This is a genomic window from Rhodococcus sp. 14-2470-1a, assembly GCF_002259425.1.
Lineage (GTDB): Bacteria > Actinomycetota > Actinomycetes > Mycobacteriales > Mycobacteriaceae > Rhodococcoides > Rhodococcoides fascians_E.
On the sequence record NZ_NPFZ01000008.1, the window covers coordinates 14,902 to 34,066 of the forward strand.

Genomic DNA, 19,165 nt, shown 5'->3' on the forward strand with positions numbered 1-19,165 from the left:
GAGTGGAAATGTAGGCCATGGGCCAATAGCAGAGCCTGCGGAGCGACCAGAAGACGCTACATTTCCACTCACACAGGCTTGTCGGCATTCAGAGCGACCTTGCGCAGTAGCGCTGCGAGAGTGCGCAGTTCGTCCTCGTCGAGCCCGTCGAGGAGTTCCTCGTCTCGCTGCAGCCGGACGGGAAACACCCGGTCCACCAGATCGGTTCCCCGGTCGGTCAATTCGAGAAGAACCACTCGGGCATCTCGCTCGAATCGTCGGCGTTCGACCAGGCCCTCCTTGACCAATCGCTCGGAGATCTTCGTCGTCGACGCCCCGCTGAGAAGCGTGACCGATGTGACCTCGCTGGCGCGGAGCGGCCGTCCAGCCCGTCGCAACGCGCTCATCACGTCGAATTCGGCACGCGAGACCCCGACGGGAGCAAGTGTGGCGTCGAGCAGGTGGCTGGCCCGCGAGGCGATCCGACCCACACGAGCGAGCACCTCGATCGCGGAGGTGTCGACGTCGGGGAAAGTGGCCGTCCACTCTCGCCTGACCTCGTCGACGAAGTCCCCACCTGATCGCTGCGCCGGAATCATGACTTCACCCTACGGCGAGGATCACACCGACACGCGGTTTATTTTACTAGTGAAATATCTGTAGGCTCGACTCCGTGCTTCTCGACCGAATCGACCACACTCGTTCCGCCCTCGCCCATGCCGTGGCGGTCAGCACCTGGCGCCAGGCACTGACCGTCGGGAAGGCCGACGCGACCGTCGCGCCCGCCGTGCGCGTCGGGCTCGCCGTGGCGATCGTCCTGCTGGGAGGCGGCATCCTCGGACGCCACGACCTCGCGGGATTCGCTGCGCTCGGAGCGCTGTGCTCGGCCTTCGGCCGGTACGAGCCGTATCCACGCCGGGCCGGAAAGATCGCGCTCGTCGGGGCGCTCATCGTCGTGTACGCCACGCTGGGCGCCGCACTCGGGGCAGCAACGACATCGGCGATCATCCAGGTGCTGGCCATCTCCGTCGCAGCCGGTGTGGCGGCATTGCTGCTCACGGCGTTCGCGATCACCGGTCCCGGTGCGGTCGTTCTCATCTTCGCCGCGACCGCCGCCGTCGGCTTCTCGCACGCGGTCGGTGACCTCGGGACTGTCTTCGTGTCCGTCGCCATCGGCGCTGTCGTCGGGTGGACGCTGTCGATGGCCCCGGCGATCCTGCATCCGACGGGGCCCTCGCAGCTCGCCGTCGCCCGAGCCCTCGCCGCACTCGACCGTCGGGATGCGCCCGGCGCGCGAGCCGCGATCGCCCGCGCCCGGACCGTCGTCGCGCTCGATCCCGGAGACCGTGAGCATCGGCGCGGTCTGACCACACTTCTCGACGATGCCGACGCGGTGCTCGACGCGTGGAGCCGCGGTGAGGATCCGTCGCACGCCGCCGAGGTTCTGGCCCACGAACGGCACCTGCGCAGAATGCGCCGCTACCGCGTTCCGACGGCAGGCGAGTTCTCGGCCGAATCACCGACGCACCCGACACCACGGAATTTCTTCGCCGAGGGCGTGACCCAGGCGGCGTCGACACCGATCGTGCGGAGCGCCGCGCGCATCACCGTCGCCGCCGCGCTGGCTGCCCTGTGCGCGACTGCGCTCGGGTTCGAGCACCCACTGTGGGCCACCATGGGTGCGATGGCCGCCATGCACGGTATCGATTACCACACCACGGTTCAGCGTGGGATCCAGCGGTTGCTGGGGAACGTCGGCGGTGCCGTGATCGCCGCGGTGCTCATCGCGTCGTCACTCGGGTACTGGGAGACCGTCGTGGTGATCGTCGTGATGCAGGTCGCCGCCGAACTTCTGGTGATGAAGAATTACGCGCTGACCTCGCTGGCGATCACTCCGATGGCGTTGCTCATGACCGGTCTGGCCGGGCACCTGAGCCCCTCGGTGTCCGTGAGCCGGATCGGGGACACGCTCGTCGGGGTGGTCATCGGGATCTGCGTTGCAGCCCTGACGGTGGAACGGGCGGACCGCCACCACCTGGTCTGACGGTCCGCCCGGCTTCCCTTCCGTCCTACCGTCAGCCGAGAACGGACGCGACGGGAGTCGACGCACGGCCGATCAGCTTCTGGAGGTCGCCCGAGTCCGTGTCGAGCTCGCCGCGCGCGATTCCCGCGTCGGCACTCGACAGCATCTCGGCGACGAAGCCGGGCAGGCCCGCTCCTTCGAGGACGCCCTTGTACTCGTCCTCCGACACGTTCTTGTACTCGACCGGCTTGCCGGACACCTGCGTGAACACGGCGGCGAGCTCGGCGTAGGTGAGCCGCTCGTCTCCGCCCAGTTCGTAGACCTTGCCGCCCTGATCCGCGGCGAGGAGCACCTCCACCGCAGCGGCTGCGAAGTCCGCGCGCGACGCGGCCGCGAGCTTGCCCTCGCCCGCTGCGCCCAGCAGTACACCGCTGTCGGCTGCCTGCTGCAGTGCGCCGAGGTAGTTCTCCCAGTACCAGCCGTTGCGCAGCACGACGGTGGGGATCGAGGACTCGGCCAGGCGGTTCTCGGTCGCGAGGTGTTCGGGTGCGAGGCTCAGTCCGGACGTGTCCGCCTTCAGCAACGAGGTGTACGCGATGAGCGAAACGCCTGCAGCCTCGGCTGCGCCGATGACGTTCTCGTGCTGCGCGATGCGCCGGCCGACGTCCGACCCCGAAACCAGCAGAAGCTTGTCGACGCCCGCGAGCGCTGCCTTCAGCGCGTCGGTGTCGGCGTAATCGGCGACGCGCACCTGGACTCCCCGGTCTGCGAGCGACTGCGCCTTGGCTGCATCGCGGACGACGGCGACGATGTCGCCCGCGGCCGTGCCACGTTCGATCAGGCCGTCGACGACGAGTGCGCCGAGGTGTCCGGTTGCGCCGGTAACTGCTGTGGTCATGATTTGTTCCTCCGGTTGTCGGTGTTCGTCGACCACTATGCACTTACTTTTTCGACAGTGCAACCTTTTGATGCAGCGCTAATCCATCTGCATGCGCTACCCTGGACTACATGAGCGAACAGGACCCGACCCTCGAGGCCGATGTCTTCGCGCGGGGCTGCCACTCACGTGAAGCACTGCAGAACGTCACCAGCCGCTGGGGCATCCTCGCGCTCGCCGCTCTGTCCGAAGGCGACTACAGGTTCAACGCCCTTCGGCGACGGGTCGACGGAGTCAGCGAGCGCATGCTGTCCCAGACGCTGCAGACCCTCGAACGCGACGGATTCGTCCTGCGTACTGTCCTGGAATCGATCCCGCCGAAGGTCGAATACAGCCTCACCCCACTCGGCCGCTCCGTCGCGGATCGACTGGTCGGCCTGATCGAGTTGGTCGAATCCAATCTCCCCGCCGTTCTCGACGCTCGCGCGCAGCACGACGCTTGCTGAGCGATTTGCGCGCCTGAAAGAAGCAGCGGCTATAGCGTGTCACCGGTGACCTCGCATCCGTCAAGAAGAACATTCCTTGCTGCAGCCGGCGTGGCAACTCTGGCGACTGCAACGCGCGAATCGACATCCGCATGGGCGTCGCCCGCCGGACTGCATGTCGGTCGCGGAATCGGCGACATGACGGGTGAGCCCTTCGGCGCAGGTATGAACGGCTATGCGGTACTGGAACAATCGAGCGCAGGCCTTCATCTACGGCAGCGCGCGCGGGCATTCGTCTTCGTCGATCCGGCGTCGGACACTCGCCTGGTGCACGTGACGTGCGAGGTCGGGTTGATGTTCGAGAGCATCCTCGAAGCGGTGCTCACTCGGCTCGACGCTCGGTACGGGCACCTCTACCATCGCGGGAACGTCCTGCTGTCGGCCACGCACACCCACGCTGCCCCCGGCGGTACCGACGGACACCTCCTCGTGGACATCACGACCCTCGGCTTCCGGCCGATCACGTTCGAGGCCAACGTCTCCGGCATCGTCGACGCGATCACGCGGGCACACGAGGACATTCAGCCCTCGGATGTCGTCGTCACCGCATCCTCCCTGACCGATGCCGGAGTGAACCGTTCGCCGCAGGCGTTCGACAGGAACCCCGACGCCGCCGAACTGCCGGGGCGGATCGATCCACGCTCGGTGACGCTGCAGGTGTCCAGACGCGGTGAGCTCGCGGGTGTCGTCAATTGGTTTGCCACACACGGTACGTCGATGAAGGCGTCCAATCTGCTGGTGAGCACCGACAACAAAGGTTACGCGGCGTGGCACTGGGAGCGTGAGGTCGCGGGCGTCGACTACCGCGATCCGTCGTTCGTCGCGGCGTTCTGCCAGAGCACACCGGGCGATGTGACACCGAACCTCGACAAGCAGCCCGGGTCCGGTCCGACGGCCGACGAGTTCGAGAACACCCGCATCATCGGCGAACGCCAATTCGATTCGGCGTGTGCGCAGATCGGCGCACCGGGCACCGCACTGCAGTCCGGCATCGAGATGCGCGGGATGTACGTCGACTTCGCGTCCGTCACGGTACGACCGGAGTTCACCGGCGACGGCCGCACCCACACCACCAGCCCCGCGGCCCTCGGTGCCGCCTTCGCCGCGTCCAGCCAGGAGGACGGTGGCGGCCTGCCGGAGCTCGGACTGCAGGAGGGCGAGCGCGGCGGCAATCCTGCTCTGGCAGCGATCGGTTCGGTTGTCGTGCCTCAGTGGTTGCGCGACGCACACGCACCCAAGGACGTGATACTCCCCGTCGGGTTGATCCCTGGTGTCGTACAGCAGGTCCTGCCGTTTCATCTGGCACGACTGGGCGCATTCCACCTCTTCTCCTGCCCGTTCGAGCCGACGGTGATGGCCGGGTCGCGCCTGCGGACCGCGCTGGCGGACACCTTGGGAGTCGACCGCGAACTCGTCGTCGTCCAGGGCTACACCAACGGCTACGGCCACTACGTCACCACTCCGGAAGAGTACGACCAGCAGGACTACGAGGGCGGCGCCACCGCATTCGGGCGCTGGCAACTGCCCGCCACCGTGCAGATCGCGACCGAACTCGCCGTCGCTCTCCGCGACGGAACACCCGTACCGAGCGGAGAACCCCAGCGAGACCTCACCGGATCGATTCCCAACTCCCCCGGCGGACTGTCCTTCGTCGACGTGGCCGCACCCGGAACCACGTTCGGCGACGTCCTGACCCAACCGGCCGCGGCATACGGCGTCGGGCAGCGGGTGTCGGTTCGTTTTTCCGGTTCCAACCCGAACTCCGATCTACGCCGCGACGACACCTATCTCGCGATCGAGCGAGACCGAGCGGGTACGTGGACTCGCGAATACGACGACGGCGATTGGTACACGAAGATCTTCTTCGACGCCGCCGGGCCGATCACCACGACGACCGTCGAGTGGGACATACCGGCAGATCAGCCTGCGGGCTCGTATCGGGTGGTGCTCTACGGGAGCTCGCGCGATCTCGCTGGGCGTCCGATACCGTTCACCGGGGTCTCGTCGCCGTTTGAAGTCGGTTGAAGCTTGAAGTGAGACGTGTCACGTCAGCCGCGCCGAGTTGTGTCCGAGTGGAGTCACTCTCTAGTTTCTAAGCCATGCCTAATGTTGTCTACAAAAGTACGTTCGCGGCATCCCTCGTGTGCGTGGCAGTCCTGGCCGGGTGCAGCTCTCCACAAGAAGACGAGACCTCGTCCGCCGACACTCGAACCGTGACCCACCTGTACGGCACCACGGACATTCCGGTGGACCCGCAGCGTGTCGTGGTGCTCGACGCCGGGAACGTGCTCGAGTCGGTCCTCGCTCTCGGCGTCGAACCCGTCGCGACGGTCGTTCCGAAGACGACCGGCACCTGGCCGGACTTCATCGCCGAGAAGCTTCCCGAGAACGCCGCGTCGGTGGGCGATTCCGAGGCCAACGTAGACGTGGAGAAGGTCATCGGCGCGAACCCCGACCTGATCATCGTCACCAGTGAGGACGAATCCCAGCGGGAGTTCTACGACAACGTCTCCGGCATCGCCCCGACCGTCGCCGTCGGGGATGTCGCGAACGAGTGGCAGGAAACCCTCCGGCTGCTCGGAGATCACCTCGGCAAACAGGACGAGGCCGCCACGCTGCTGTCGGACTACGAGGCCCGCGTCGACGCGGTGCGGCAGGAACTCGGTCCCGACCCGGGCACGGCCAGCTTCGTCCGCGTGCGTTCGGACAAGTTGAACTACATGGGATACGAGGGCTCGTTCATCTGGACCACACCGAAGGCAGTCGGCTTCCGCTCGCCCGAGTACCAGGACGTCGGCACAGCGGAGGATTCGTTCTTCGAGGTCAGCCTCGAGCAGACGAATCTGCTCGACGCCGACCGCATCTTCGTCGTCACCGACGGTGCTGCGGCCGAGCCCGGCCAGTTCCTCGACACCGTCAAGTCCAACCCGCTGTTCGGCCTCCTTCAGGGACGAATCGAGTACCTGCCGTCCAACGCCTACCTGTTCGGCAGCATCATGAAAGCGAACAAGATGCTCGACGTACTGGAGTCCTGAAGCATCTCTGGACGTGATTCACGGCTCGAGCAGGGATCCGAGTATCCGTGCGGTCAGGGCGACGACGTCGTCCTGATCCGCGGTCGCCAGTTCGTCGAGCGTGCCGGCGGCCCGGCCGAGCGCGATGCCGGAGAGCGCCGCGACCGCCACCTGTGCACGTAGCCGCGGATTACCGGCACCGGCTGCACGCAGCCGGTTCTCGAGCCCTACCGTCAGTCGTTTGTCCACCCGCTCGGCTGCGGTCGCCTGCACGTCCGGGTCGTCGTGCTTGCCTACGACGGCATGCAGAACCGGTCCGGGTCCGAGGCGAGCGACCCTCCTGATCGTGTCCTCGATGCGCGACGGATCGGCGATGTCGGCGAGGTCCGGGCCTGTGTCGTCGGTGGGGAGGGTCGCGAGGTACAGCGCCGCCTTGTTGCCGAAGTATCGTGCAACGAGCGCCGGGTCGACGCCTGCACGATCGCCGATGTCACGCAGGGTCGTTTTCTGAAATCCCCTCTGCCCGAAGAGCTCGGCCGCGGCAGCCAGCAAATCCGCCCTGGTACGCGCCGAATTCCTGCTTCGCCCCTCAGATCCCATGACGTACCTCGAGATCACCGCGTGGGCTGCCGTTCGCCTTCGGTGTTCGAGACGCTCGCCGACGGGCGTAGGGCAGCACCGTTGCCAACAGTGCCGTGACGAGCCACAGGACGGCTCCGACGACGATGATGGCCTCGTATCCGTCGGCCGTCGGGTACAGGGTGTCCGGCACCGTGTACGCCGCCAGAACCGTTGCACTGACCGCACTTCCGATGGCACCGCCCACCGTGCGCGTGACCTGGTTGACGCCGAGGGCGCTGCCGGTCTCGTGCTGTGGAACGGCACTGACGATGAGCGCAGGCATGGCGGCGAACGTGAAACCGACACCCAGACCGGCGATGCCCATCACCGCGAACACGACCCACAGTTCCGATCGACCGACGAGGAAGACGACGAGCGCGGCGACGAATGCCAGTGCTCCGATGGGCATGATCAGGTTCTTCGGCAGGACCCTGCTCGCTGCGGGCAGCAGACGGTTGGCGGCGACACTGGCCAGCGAGAACGGCACCAGGACGAGTCCGGCGACCATGGCCGATCGACCGAGGCCGTACCCGGTGTCGGTGGGGGTCTGCACCAGCCGGATGACCGTCGAGGACAGCACGAACATGCCGATGCCTGCCAGCAGCCCGGTGACGTCGGCGGTGAGTACGGACCGGTTCCGCAGCAGTCGAAGCTGGACGATGGGGTGCGGCGTGCGCAGTTCGTGGCGAGCCCACAGGGCGAGGGTGCCGGCGGCGGCTGCGAACGAACCGACGAGCAGCGGTGAGCCCCAACCCCACTGCCCACCGAGGCTGATCGCGAGGAGCAGGAACGTCAGGCCTGCGCCCAGCACGAGGGCGCCCGTCACGTCGAGCCGGTGCCGCGTCAGGTGCCCGCTGCTCGGTACGACGACGACGGCCGACACGAGAACCAGCGCCGACGCCAGTGCGGCCACGACGAAGCACGCGTGAAATCCCCAGACATGGGCGATGACGCCGGTCAACGGATATCCGAGGCCGATACCGGCGACGGCGGTCACCGACAGTGCCGCGACACACGAGCGGGCCCGCGGCGGGTCCAGGTGGTCGCGGGCGATGGCCATGGCCAGAGGCATCAGGCCGAGCCCGATTCCCTGTAGACCACGCCCGACGATCAGTAGGGCGAAGTTACCGGGGACGGCCGCGAAGATGCATCCCAGCAGGACCACGGCCAGGGCACCGATCAGCACTTCCCGACGCCTGGGCCCGTCGCCGAGCCGTCCGAGTACGGGAACCGTCACGGCGCCGGTGAGCATGGTGATGGTCAACGACCACTGGGCTCCGGTGAAGGACACGCCGTACGTCTCGGCCACCGTCGGGATGAGCGGTGCACCGACACTGCTGACGACAGCCACGATGGTGCAGATCGCGATCAGGACAGGTACGAGCAGTCGGCTGCGCGTACCGACTGGGGCATCGCGTATGTCACCGGTCGATGTCATCGGCTGATGATAAGCGACTTCCTCTTTCATCACCCAATCGACAGAAGTGACGGTCAGCCCACGAGGGCGTCGTCTCGCTGCTTCTTGCGCTCGGACCGCGCCCTGACCGCCAGGTACGCCTTGGCCCCGAACGGCGCGGCGAACAGCATTATGACCAACCGAATCACCTGCACCGCCGCCACGAACGTGACGTTGGCGCCACTGGCAGCGGACACGGCCAGTACCGCCGACAGACCACCCGGCGTCGTCGCGAGGTATCCCTCGAGCAGACTGATCCCGGTCAGGTGGGACAGCAGGAGGCCCAGCAGCGCGCAGACGACGCCGAGGATCACGATGAGCAGGATCGCCCACGGCAACACCCGGCCGACCGCCCGCACACTCTCACCGGTGAAAGCGAGGCCCGCCTGCCAACCGATCAGCACGAACGCGATCGGCAGCAGGACCATCGGCGCGGACACCGAGTCGATCCACCCCGACAACTCCAGCGCGCCCGACGCCACCAGCGGCCCGAGCGTGGCAGGCGCGGGCAACCTGATCAGGCGGGCACCCCCGATTCCGACGACGATGCACCCGAGCACCACCAGAAGGTCCACGTAGAGCGGGCTACCGTCACCCGAACCCAGCGCGCCGCCCGACGAGCCGGCACCGAACACGAGCGTCGCAACCAACGGCATGGTGACGATGATCAGACCGACGCGGACGTACTGCACGACGGCGACGATCCGCTCGTCACCACCGAGTTCTCGGGCGATCGCGACGAGGCCCTGAGCACCCCCGGCGATCATCGACAGTGCGCCGGTCAGCACGTCGACGTCGCGGTGGGCGCCGAGTAGCACTCCGGCGCCGACACTGACGATCAACGTGGCAAGACATACGGCAAGCGCCGGAAGCCAGTTCGCCCCGAGCGCGGACAGCGTCTCCGTGTCGATCATGAATCCGATGCTGACCGCCAGAATGCCCTGCGCTGCCATACCCGCAGGCCTCGGCACTTTACTGGGCCCGTACCCCCTCACCGCGAACACGGCCGCGACGACGAGCGAGGCGAACAACGGTGCTGCCGACAGCTTGGCCACGGCCAGAACCGCCCACACCACCCCGGTGGCGAGTACGAGGCCCACCCACAGCCTCACAGCCCGCTGCAGCGTGTACCCAAGTTTTCGCACACGCTAAGCCTACTCTTATCATTGGGACGCACATAATCGATTCGAAGGCTGTTAAAGGTACGTACACCCTTACCAAGAACGGGGTCGGAACGCATGAGCATCGACAACACCGCCATCAAACCTGCCGGCGCGGAGGTGAGTCCGCCGCACGCGACCGAGCTGCGCGAGGCGATGCTCGCCCTGACACGCAGGCTCCGACGCCAACGCCCCCGGCACTACCTCACGCCGAGCCAGATGCAGGTGCTCGGCGACGTGGAACGCAGCGGAGGGTCCAGCGCACCCGTCGACCTCGCCGCGATGCAAGGCGTGCGGATCCAATCCCTCACCAGCAACCTGAATGCACTCGAGGCCGAAGGGTTCATCACCCGAAGCCCCGATCCCGGCGACCGTCGGCGCCTGCTGATTCGCATCACCGACTCCGGCACCGAACTCGTCGCAGCGGACCGCGAACAGCGCGACAGTTGGCTCGCCGACGCTATGAGCGAGGAACTGACCCAACTGGAACGCGATGTCCTGCACCTCGCCGCCCCGATCCTGTGGAAACTGGCCAGAAGTCCCGAGCCACTCGTCCGACAACCCTGACCGGATCTCGGGGACGTTCCGCGGGCTCCACGTCGCACGTTGACCACGGGCCCGGCGTGGGGAAACATGAACGTCGATGCCCGCCACCGTGCGCCGCGTGCGGCGCAGCGACGAACAAGGAGTTCGCCCCTCATGTCCTACCTGCTGTACGACGCCCTGCTCCCCCAGCTCGGACACGATATCGCCACCTACTGGGCCACCCTCCTGGTGATCAACCCCGCCTGATCGCCCCAGCCTGATCACCCCAGCCTGATCACTGCGGTGGCACCACACACGACGAGGGCCGCACAGGAGTGGAGCCTGCGGGAACGACCCGACGGGCTGTGATTCTCGGTGCGGCCCTCGTGTTTCCTGCGGCTAGCCTGCCGGTACGGGTGTCGGCAGCAGACGGGAGAGAACGTCCGACAGCGTCACGACGCCCACCGTCGTATCGGCTCCGTCCGCGGAGCTGTTCACGACGAGTGCGAGATGACTGCTCGTCTCACGCATCGACGCGAGAGCGACATAGACCGGCGTCGACGCCTCCAACGTGAAGACCGGCCGAGTGACCTCGGCGAGCGTCACGTCCCCGGCGAGGGTGTCACGCACGTGCACGACACCGCTGATCGTGTCACCGTCACGTACCAGGATGCGCAGATGACCGGATTCCAGGGCCACCGCACGCACGTCCTCGACCGTCGCGTCCGTCGGGACCGAGATCGGGACACCCTGCGCGCGAACGAGATCGCCGACCTGCAGGTTCTGCAACTCGAGCGCACCCGCGATCTGGACCGAGTAACTGGCGTCGAGCGCACCGACGTTCACCGAATGCTCCACCAGTTGCCTCAGGTCGTCCGGGTTCTGGCCGGACGCCACCTGCGCCGCCGGCTCGACGCCGACCTTGCGGAGCAACCAGTTGGCCATTTCGTTCATCGCGACGATGACGGGCCGGGTCAGGAACATGAAACCGCGCATCGGCAGCGCCAGCATCGTCGCCGACTTCTCGGGGTGAGCGATGGCCCAGGACTTGGGTGCCATCTCACCGACGACGAGGTGCAGGAAGGTGACGATGATCAACGCGAGAACGAAGCCCGCGACGTCGGCGACCCAGTACGGGATGCCCCAGGACTCGAACATCGGAGTCAGTGCGTAGTGCACCGCGGGCTTGGTCGTTGCACCGAGCGCCAACGTGCACAGCGTGATTCCGAGCTGCGAGCCTGCCAGCAGAACCGTCAGCTCGCTCGAACTACGGAGTGCGGCCCTCGCCGACCTACTGTTCGGAGCTGCGTCCTCGAGCCGGTGACGCTTGGCCGCCAGCAACGCGAACTCCACCGCGACGAAGAACGCACTGGCTGCGATGAGCCCGATGGTGACCACGAGAACTACCCAGGGATTACTCATCGGTGATCATCCATTTCCGCCTCGGCCGAATCGGCCTCGACCTTGTCCCGCTGCCCCAGTTCGAGGCGCACGGACGATGGGACGTAGTTGTCGATTTCGAGCACCTCGACGGACACGAAACGCTCGGGGAGTTCGTCGTCGTCGGCGATGAGGTCTTCCGACTCGGCCGGCAGATCCACCTCGATGCGTGTGCCGACGGTCGGCAGCGAACCGTGATGCGCGATGACGAAACCGGCGATGGTCTCGTAATCACCGTCCGGAAGGTCGTGGTCGATCGACCGCTCGACCTCGTCGACGTGTACCTCACCCGCCATGGTCCAGGAGCCGTCCTCACCCGCGATCGGGGTCTGATCGACTTCGTCCTCGTCGTGCTCGTCGGTGATCTCGCCGACGAGTTCCTCGGCGAGATCCTCGATCGTGACGACGCCCGTCAGCCCGCCGTATTCGTCGATGACGCAGGCGAGTTGGTTCTTCGACGAGCGCAGCTCGACGACGGCGTCGGGCAGGGCTTGAACCTCGGGCAGGATCAACGCGGGGCGGACGAACTCGGACACCTGAGCGTCCGGTCGATCGGTCACCGCCAGGATGTCCTGCAGGTGCACGACGCCGACGATTCCGTCGTCGTCGTCGAGGACGGGGTACCGGGAGTGCTCCTGCCCCATCAGCGTTTTGACCTCGGCGAGAGTGTCCGTTGCGCGGACGGTCGCCGCCCGCGAACGAGGAATCATCGCGTGTTCCACCGTGCGGGTCGGGAAGTCGAGGATGCGATCGAGCAGATCCGACAGCTCGTCGGGCAGATCTCCGGAGTCCTTGGACTCGGCGACGATGTGCTCGAGGTCCCGAGGGGTGGCCGAATGTTCGACGTCGTGTACCGGTTCGATCTTCAGTGCCTTCAGCAACAGGTTCGACGCGTGATCGAAAATGGTGATGAGCCAACCGAAGAGCTTGAGATAGATGGTGGTCGACAGCGACAGCCACCGGGCCACCGGCTCGGGACGAGCGATCGCGAAGTTCTTGGGGAACAGCTCGCCGAACAGCATCTGAATGAACGTCGAGAACAGCAGCGCGAGCACTGCGCCGATGCCGACTCCCACGGCGGCCGGGATTCCGACACCGCCGAGGATGGTGCCGAGCGACTGACCGATGAGGGGTTCGGCGACGTAACCGACGAGCAGTCCGGTCACGGTGATTCCCAGTTGGGCACCGGACAGCATGAAGGACGTGCGTTTGGTTACCTGAAGAGTTCGACGGGCACCCGCGTCACCGGCTTCGGCGCGAGCCTTCAGCCGTGAGCGATCCACCGTCATGTACGCGAATTCCTGGGCCACGAAGTAGCCGGTACCGACCGTGATCAGGAATACGACGAGGAAGCCGAGCAAGAGAGTGAGAATCACGCTCATTCGCCGGACACCGCCTCGCACGTCGTGGAAATAGTGCGGGGGGCCGTGTCCGGCCCGGGTTTATCGCTGTCCATGAATCCTCTGTTTGATGGGTTGGGCAGTGCACGACCCTGGTTTGTTCGACACCGTGGTTTCGGGTGCTGCAACACCGTGGTTTCGGGTGTTGCTTCGGACCGTGATGTCCGATTCTAGCGGGCTCGCTCGACTTCGGGTGCTTTCACCACGAGAACCGGGACCGGACTGTCCAGAAGCACACGCTGCACGGTGCTTCCCATCAAGAATTTCCCGACGGCAGAGCGCCGCTTCGACCCGATGACGAGAAGTTCGGCACCGGTGTCGGCGACCAGGTCGACGATCGCTCCGGCGGGATCTCCCCCGTCCGGTTCGACGCGCACCGAGAAGGTCGCGTCAGCGACACCGCGGCTGGTGAGAATCTGCTCCGTCGCGAGAGTCGTTGCTTCCCTGTCCTCCTCGGACACGGAGTTGGTGTCCACGACAGCCAGGGCGACGAGCTCCAAGCCCCGGAGGTTCGCTTCCGACACAGCCCGGACGAGGGCCTCCCGACCCTCGGGCGAATCGCTCGCCACTACCGCTACAGACATGGGCATTTCACTTCCTCTGAATTGTGCTCATTGTGGTCACGTCGAATGATTGGACTATTCGGACAAAGCGTATCTACTGTGTCGCTGTGACACATCACACGAAAGGTTTTTGATGGCGGTCTCGCCCACATTGTCCAAGTCGATTCTTGCCGTCGCCGTCGTGGCTGCCGTGAGCGTCGCAGGTATCGATGCGAGCCGCAGCGAAAGCGGCTCCGACGCCAGGTCCAAGCTCACGATGATCGCGCCTGCCGCGGCGGGTGGCGGCTGGGATCTCGTCGCCCGCGAAGCGCAGCAAGCCCTGCGCAGCGACGGCATCGTCAACAACGCGCAGGTGGTCAACGTGCCGGGTGCGGGCGGAACGATCGGCCTCAGCCAGCTCGACAATCTGTCCGGTCAGGCGACGACGGTGATGATCACCGGCACCGTCATGCTCGGCGGCATCGCGATCAACAATTCCGAGACGACACTGGCCGACACCGTTCCCATCGCGAAGCTCGCCGAGGACTTCGAGGTCTTCGTCGTGCCGAAGGAATCGCCGTACCAGAATCTCGAGGACATGATCGCGGCGTGGCGTGCCAACCCCGGCGGCCTCCCCATCGGCGGCGGATCGCTCGGCGGCATCGACCACATCGTGGCAGGCCAGCTCGCGCAGGAAGCCGACATCGATCCCGCCGCGATCAACTACATCGCGTACTCCGGAGGCGGCGAAGTCCTCACCTCGCTGCTGTCCAACACGGTCGGGGTCGCCGTCAGCGGATACAACGACTTCCGCGACCAGATCGAGGCAGGCAACGTCCGTGCACTCGCGGTCGCCGCACCCGAACCCGTCGACGGCATCGACGTCGACACCTTCACCGAGCTCGGATACAACGTCGACCTGGTGAACTGGCGCGGCATCGTCGCGCCACCCGGTATCTCGGACGAGGACCGTGACACGTTGATCGCGATCGCCACCGAAATGCACGAGACGGAGCAGTGGCAGGGGGCCGTCGAACGTAATCGGTGGAAGGAATCGTTCTCGACGGGGGACGAATTCGCCGAGTTCCTCGATGTGGAACAGGCCCGCATCACCGACATTCTCCGAGAGCTGGGACTCGTATGACCGACACGACTACGAAATCCGAGACCTCGCGCTCGTTCTGGGTCGGCCGTAGCGGACTGATCGTTCCGGCGCTGCTCGTCGCGCTCGGCATCTTCCTCGTCTACGGAACGATCACCATGGATGTTCCGGCGACCGCGACGTCCCCCGGGCCGCAGGTGTTCCCCTCCATCGTGGCGGGAGGCTGCTTCGTCGTAGCCGTACTGGTCACCATTCAGTTGTTGGTCAGGCCCGACGAGATCGATCGGGGCGTCGACGACGACGGACGCGCGTTGACCGGCACGGTCAGCAATTGGCGCACCCTGGCGATCACCGTCGGATCGGTCGCGCTGTTCATCGTGTTGCTCAACCCGCTCGGCTGGGTCCTCGCCGGTGCACTGCTGTTCTGGGGTGTGTCGATCGGCCTCGGCGGACGTCGCTACGTGTTCGACGCGGCCGTGGCGCTACTGGTCTCCTCGGCGGTGCAGTTGGCGTTCTCCGCCGGCCTCGGCTTGACCTTGCCCGGCGGCGTTCTCGCCCAGATCTTCTGATGGAGCTGACGTTCTCATGGATTCACTGAACAATCTCTTCGAGGGCTTCGGCACGGCGCTGACGCCGATGAACCTCGTGTGGGTGTTCGTCGGCGCGCTCCTGGGCACCGCTGTCGGTGTCCTCCCCGGCCTCGGTTCGGCCATGGCTGTGGCCCTGCTGCTCCCGGTGACGTTCACCCTCGATCCCACCGCTGCCCTCATCATGTTCGCGGGTGTGTACTTCGGCGGACTGTTCGGCGATTCGATCTCCGGCATCCTCATGAACACCCCCGGCAACAGCACCGCCATCGCCGGCACCTTCGAAGGCCATCGCATGGCCAAGAACGGTCGTGCGCCCCAGGCTTTGGCGACCTCGGCCATCGCGTCGTTCATCGGCGGCATGATCGCGACGACACTCGTCGTGTTCTTCGCCCCGACCCTCGCCTCGCTGGCGACCAACTTCGGGCCCGCCGAATACTTCGCTCTCGCGGTGTTCGCGTTCATCGCGACGTCCGCGGTGGTATCGGATTCCGCCTTGAAGGGTCTGACGGCTCTGTTGATCGGCCTGACCTTGGCGGTCATCGGCATCGACGGGCCGTCCGGGGCGTCGCGCTTCACCTTCGACGTACCCGCGATGTTCGACGGCATCCACATCGTCGTCATCACCGTCGCGATGCTCGCGCTCGGCGAGGTCATTCACATCGCATCGAGAATCGGCCGCCCCGAGGACAATTCGTTGATCAACTCGGGCGGTCGGCCGTGGCTGAGCAAGTCCGAGTTCCGGGAGGCGCTGCCGGCCTGGCTGCGCGGCACCGCATTCGGAGTTCCGTTCGGCGTCATCCCCGCCGGCGGCGCCGAGGTCCCGAGCTTCCTCGCGTACGGCACCGAGCGCAGGCTCGACCGTCGGCGCAAGAACCCGATGTTCGGCAAGGGCGCTATCCGCGGCGTCGCCGGGCCGGAAGCTGCGGGCAACTCCACGGCCGGTACCGCGATGGGCGCACTGCTCGCTCTGGGGCTGCCGACGTCCGCCACTGCGGCGATCCTTCTCGCGGCGTTCCAGCAGTACGGAATGCAGCCGGGGCCGTTGCTGTTCGAACGCAGCGGCGACATCGTCTGGGCCCTCATCGCCAGCTTGTTCCTCGCGATGATCGTGCTGCTGATCCTCAACCTGCCGTTCGCCCCGCTGTGGGCGCAGCTGCTGAAGATCCCCAAGAACTACCTGTACGCAGGCATCTCGGTGTTCGCGGCCCTCGGTGTCTACGCATCCAGTGCGTCCATCGTCGATCTGATGTTCATGCTCGGCCTCGGAATCCTCGGATTCATGATGCGCCGCTACGGTATTCCGCTGGCCCCGGTCCTCATCGCGGTGATCCTCGGACCCCTCGCCGAGGATTCGCTACGGCGCGCGCTCGCCGTCAGCGAAGGCGATCCGACCATTCTCGTCGGCAGCGCCATCACCGTGGTGCTGTACTCCCTGATGGCTCTGGCCATCGTCTTCACGATCGTGAGCAAGATTCGCGCTCGGGCGAAGGTCGACTTCTGACCCCTGTGTGAGTGGAAATGCAGGCCCTGGACAGGAGCGGAGCCTGCGGAGCGACCCGATGGCACTGTCATTTCCACTCACATTGGGCTCACGTGAGTCAGAGGATGTACAGCATTTCCTGGTAGGTCGGAAGCGGCCAGAGATCGTCCGCCACCATGCCCTCGAGAGTGTCCGCTGCTGTCCGGACTGCGGCCATGGCAGGAAGCAGAGCGTCCTTCGCGTGGGTCGCCTCGGCGAGAGCGTCGCCGCCGGGGTCGCTGTCCAGTGCAGCCTCGAGAGTCGCCAGAGCCGAACGCAACGCGGACAGCGGCTCGGACACCGACTGCAGTTCGGCGGTGTCGGCTTCGACGCCTGCAGCCTTCAGCGCTGCGACGTTCTGTGCCAGCTCGGTCTGGTACCGCACGGCTGCGGGCAGCACCGATGTCCGGCCCATCTCGACGGTGAGGCGCGCTTCGACGAACACCGTCAGTGCGTACTGCTCCAAGCCGATCTCGTACCGCGAGTGCATCTCTCGGTGGTTGAAGACGTTGTACTTCTCGAACAGCTCCATCGCGGAAGCGGTGATGAGTTCCGGTAGGGCGTCGAGCGTCGTACGCAGGTTCGGCAACCCGCGGGACTCGGCCTCGATCTGCCAGTTGTCGGAGTAACCGTCACCGTTGAACACCACGGCACCGTGCTCGGTGATGATCTCGGTGAGCAGATTCTGGACGGCCGTGTCGAATTCGGTGCCGTTCGCAACCGCGGTTTCCAGGTTGGTGGCCATGTAGTCGAGCGACTCGGCCATGATGGTGTTGATCGTGACCATCGGCCCGCTCACCGTCTGCATCGAGCCCGGTGCGCGGAACTCGAACCTGTTGCCGGTGAACGCGAACGGGCTCGTCCGGTTGCGGTCGCCCGGATCGGTCGGGAGCACCGGCAGCGTGTCGGCCCCGATCATCATGGTTCCCTTGCCCTTCGACGACGTCGCCGCGCCCTTGGCGATCTGATCGAAGACGTCGGCGAGCTGGTCGCCGAGGAAGATCGAGATGATGGCCGGCGGGGCTTCGTTGGCGCCGAGCCGGTGATCGTTGGTCGCCGACGCCACCGAGGCGCGCAGCAGGCCGCCGTACTTGTGCACCGCTCGGATGACCGCAGCGCAGAAGACGAGGAACTGGGCGTTGTCGTGCGGGTTGTCTCCCGGCACCAGCAGTGACCCGAGCTCGGAGTTGCCGAGCGAGAAGTTGACGTGTTTGCCGGATCCGTTGACGCCGTCGAACGGCTTCTCGTGGAACAGGCATTCCATGCCGTGCTTCTTGGCGATCGTCTTGAACGTTGTCATCAACAGCTGTTGGTGGTCCGCTGCGATGTTGCCGCGCTCGAACATCGGCGCGATCTCGAACTGCCCCGGCGCGACCTCGTTGTGCCGTGTCTTCGCTGGAATACCGAGCTTGAACAGCTCGCGTTCGGTGTCCATCATGAAGCCGAGGACACGCTCCGGGATGGCGCCGAAGTAGTGATCGTCGAATTCCTGCCCTTTGGGGGGCTTCGAGCCGAACAGCGTACGGCCTGCGTTGAGCAGGTCCGGGCGTGCGAGGAAGAAGTGACGGTCGACCAGGAAGTACTCCTGCTCCGGGCCGCAGAAGGACACGATGTTCTCGATGTCCTCGTGTCCGAAGAGCGTCAGGATGCGTTCGGCGTGACCACCCATCGCCTGCTGCGAACGGAGCAGCGGCGTCTTGTGGTCGAGCGCCTCGCCGGTCATGGACACGAACACCGTGGGGATACACAGCGTGTTGCCGTTCGGGTTCTCGAGCACGTACGCCGGGCTGGTGACGTCCCAACCCGTGTAGCCGCGGGCTTCGAACGTGTTGCGCAGACCGCCGTTGGGGAAGCTCGACGCGTCGGGCTCGCCTTGGATGAGGGTCTTGCCGGCGAACTCGGCGAGCGCACTGCCGTCACCGACGGGGTCGAAGAAGCTGTCGTGCTTCTCCGCCGTCAATCCCGTCAGGGGGTAGAAGACGTGCGCGTAGTGGGTGGCGCCTTTCTCGAGCGCCCAATCCTTCATCGCCGACGCCACGGCGTCGGCGACCATGGGATCGAGGGCCATGCCTTTCTCGATCGTCGCGATGACCGACTTGTAGACCGACTTGGGCAGGCGCTTCTGCATGACCACTTTGCTGAAGACGTTCTCGCCGAAGATCTCGCCGGGCTTCTCTTCCCCGACGAAGCTGACCGCAGGCGGGACGTACGCCTCGACGTCCTTGATCGCCTGCAGGCGGACGGTATTTCCACTCATGAGCTACCCCTTGACAAGGTGCGCTCCGCAATTGGATTTCGCGGAGTCCGACCTGGCGACACTACGAAGCTCCCGTGGCGGCAATGTTTCGCCGCTGTGACCACTGCAATTCGAC

At 65.8% G+C, this 19,165-nt stretch carries 17 protein-coding genes; 8 read left to right on the top strand and 9 right to left on the bottom strand.

Annotation, left to right across the window (positions count from 1 at the left end; all coding sequences use genetic code 11):
- Positions 1-68 precede the first annotated feature (68 nt).
- Positions 69-578, bottom strand: a complete 510-nt coding sequence (locus CH292_RS04235; RefSeq protein ID WP_019663678.1) for a MarR family winged helix-turn-helix transcriptional regulator — start codon at positions 576-578, stop codon at positions 69-71.
- A 74-nt stretch (positions 579-652) separates the two neighbouring features.
- Between CH292_RS04235 and CH292_RS04240 the strand changes: the two genes are divergently transcribed.
- Positions 653-2,023, top strand: a complete 1,371-nt coding sequence (locus CH292_RS04240) for an FUSC family protein (protein ID WP_020111860.1) — start codon at positions 653-655, stop codon at positions 2,021-2,023.
- A gap of 31 nt (positions 2,024-2,054) precedes the next feature.
- On the opposite strand, the gene CH292_RS04245 is transcribed toward CH292_RS04240, so the two are convergent.
- Positions 2,055-2,900, bottom strand: a complete 846-nt coding sequence (locus tag CH292_RS04245) for an SDR family oxidoreductase (RefSeq protein WP_026347536.1) — start codon at positions 2,898-2,900, stop codon at positions 2,055-2,057.
- 110 nt (positions 2,901-3,010) lie between these two features.
- Here CH292_RS04245 and CH292_RS04250 point away from each other — a divergent pair, with 110 nt between their 5' ends.
- From CH292_RS04250 to CH292_RS04260, 3 genes are all read left to right on the top strand, one after another.
- Positions 3,011-3,385 carry a helix-turn-helix domain-containing protein gene (locus tag CH292_RS04250; RefSeq protein ID WP_094654044.1) on the top strand — a complete coding sequence of 125 codons (375 nt, stop codon included), beginning with the start codon at positions 3,011-3,013 and terminating at the stop codon, positions 3,383-3,385.
- 45 nt (positions 3,386-3,430) lie between these two features.
- Positions 3,431-5,449, top strand: a complete 2,019-nt coding sequence (locus CH292_RS04255; RefSeq protein WP_306437477.1) for a neutral/alkaline non-lysosomal ceramidase N-terminal domain-containing protein — start codon at positions 3,431-3,433, stop codon at positions 5,447-5,449.
- A 74-nt stretch (positions 5,450-5,523) separates the two neighbouring features.
- The gene (locus CH292_RS04260; RefSeq protein WP_094628360.1) at positions 5,524-6,459 is read left to right on the top strand and encodes an iron-siderophore ABC transporter substrate-binding protein; all 936 of its coding nucleotides are present in this window, start codon (positions 5,524-5,526) and stop codon (positions 6,457-6,459) included.
- Between the two features lie 18 nt (positions 6,460-6,477).
- On the opposite strand, the gene CH292_RS04265 is transcribed toward CH292_RS04260, so the two are convergent.
- The 3 genes from CH292_RS04265 to CH292_RS04275 are packed head-to-tail and all read right to left on the bottom strand — an operon-like array spanning position 6,478 to position 9,660.
- Positions 6,478-7,038 (bottom strand): TetR/AcrR family transcriptional regulator, encoded by a 561-nt coding sequence (locus CH292_RS04265; RefSeq protein WP_026347538.1) that lies wholly within the window; start codon positions 7,036-7,038, stop codon positions 6,478-6,480.
- Positions 7,028-8,497: an MFS transporter gene (locus CH292_RS04270; RefSeq protein ID WP_256977912.1), complete on the bottom strand. Its 1,470-nt coding sequence runs from the start codon at positions 8,495-8,497 to the stop codon at positions 7,028-7,030. The genes CH292_RS04265 and CH292_RS04270 overlap by 11 nt, the downstream gene beginning before the upstream one ends.
- A gap of 53 nt (positions 8,498-8,550) precedes the next feature.
- On the bottom strand, positions 8,551-9,660 hold the full coding sequence (locus CH292_RS04275; RefSeq protein ID WP_026347539.1) for an AbrB family transcriptional regulator: 1,110 nt from the start codon (positions 9,658-9,660) through the stop codon (positions 8,551-8,553).
- Between the two features lie 93 nt (positions 9,661-9,753).
- Between CH292_RS04275 and CH292_RS04280 the strand changes: the two genes are divergently transcribed.
- Entirely contained in the window at positions 9,754-10,242 is a 489-nt protein-coding gene (locus tag CH292_RS04280) for a MarR family winged helix-turn-helix transcriptional regulator (protein ID WP_020111867.1), read from the top strand.
- 357 nt (positions 10,243-10,599) lie between these two features.
- Here CH292_RS04280 and CH292_RS04285 read toward each other — a convergent pair whose 3' ends face one another.
- From CH292_RS04285 to CH292_RS04295, 3 genes are all read right to left on the bottom strand, one after another.
- A complete protein-coding gene (locus tag CH292_RS04285) occupies positions 10,600-11,622 on the bottom strand; it encodes a hemolysin family protein (RefSeq protein WP_026347541.1) in 1,023 nt (340 codons plus the stop codon).
- Positions 11,619-13,022, bottom strand: coding sequence for a hemolysin family protein (locus tag CH292_RS04290; protein ID WP_094654046.1), 1,404 nt, complete (start codon positions 13,020-13,022; stop codon positions 11,619-11,621). Before CH292_RS04290 ends, CH292_RS04285 begins: the two co-directional genes overlap by 4 nt.
- Positions 13,023-13,210: 188 nt before the next feature.
- Positions 13,211-13,630 carry a universal stress protein gene (locus CH292_RS04295; protein WP_019663691.1) on the bottom strand — a complete coding sequence of 140 codons (420 nt, stop codon included), beginning with the start codon at positions 13,628-13,630 and terminating at the stop codon, positions 13,211-13,213.
- 106 nt (positions 13,631-13,736) lie between these two features.
- Here CH292_RS04295 and CH292_RS04300 point away from each other — a divergent pair, with 106 nt between their 5' ends.
- From CH292_RS04300 to CH292_RS04310, 3 genes are read left to right on the top strand one after another with little or no spacing between them, the layout of a single operon-like run.
- Positions 13,737-14,726, top strand: a complete 990-nt coding sequence (locus CH292_RS04300; RefSeq protein ID WP_094654047.1) for a tripartite tricarboxylate transporter substrate binding protein — start codon at positions 13,737-13,739, stop codon at positions 14,724-14,726.
- Positions 14,723-15,253, top strand: a complete 531-nt coding sequence (locus tag CH292_RS04305; protein ID WP_019663693.1) for a tripartite tricarboxylate transporter TctB family protein — start codon at positions 14,723-14,725, stop codon at positions 15,251-15,253. Before CH292_RS04300 ends, CH292_RS04305 begins: the two co-directional genes overlap by 4 nt.
- Positions 15,254-15,269: 16 nt before the next feature.
- Entirely contained in the window at positions 15,270-16,775 is a 1,506-nt protein-coding gene (locus CH292_RS04310; protein WP_019663694.1) for a tripartite tricarboxylate transporter permease, read from the top strand.
- A 97-nt stretch (positions 16,776-16,872) separates the two neighbouring features.
- Here CH292_RS04310 and CH292_RS04315 read toward each other — a convergent pair whose 3' ends face one another.
- Positions 16,873-19,050 (bottom strand): glutamine synthetase III, encoded by a 2,178-nt coding sequence (locus CH292_RS04315; RefSeq protein ID WP_094654048.1) that lies wholly within the window; start codon positions 19,048-19,050, stop codon positions 16,873-16,875.
- Between the last annotated feature and the right edge of the window lie 115 nt (positions 19,051-19,165).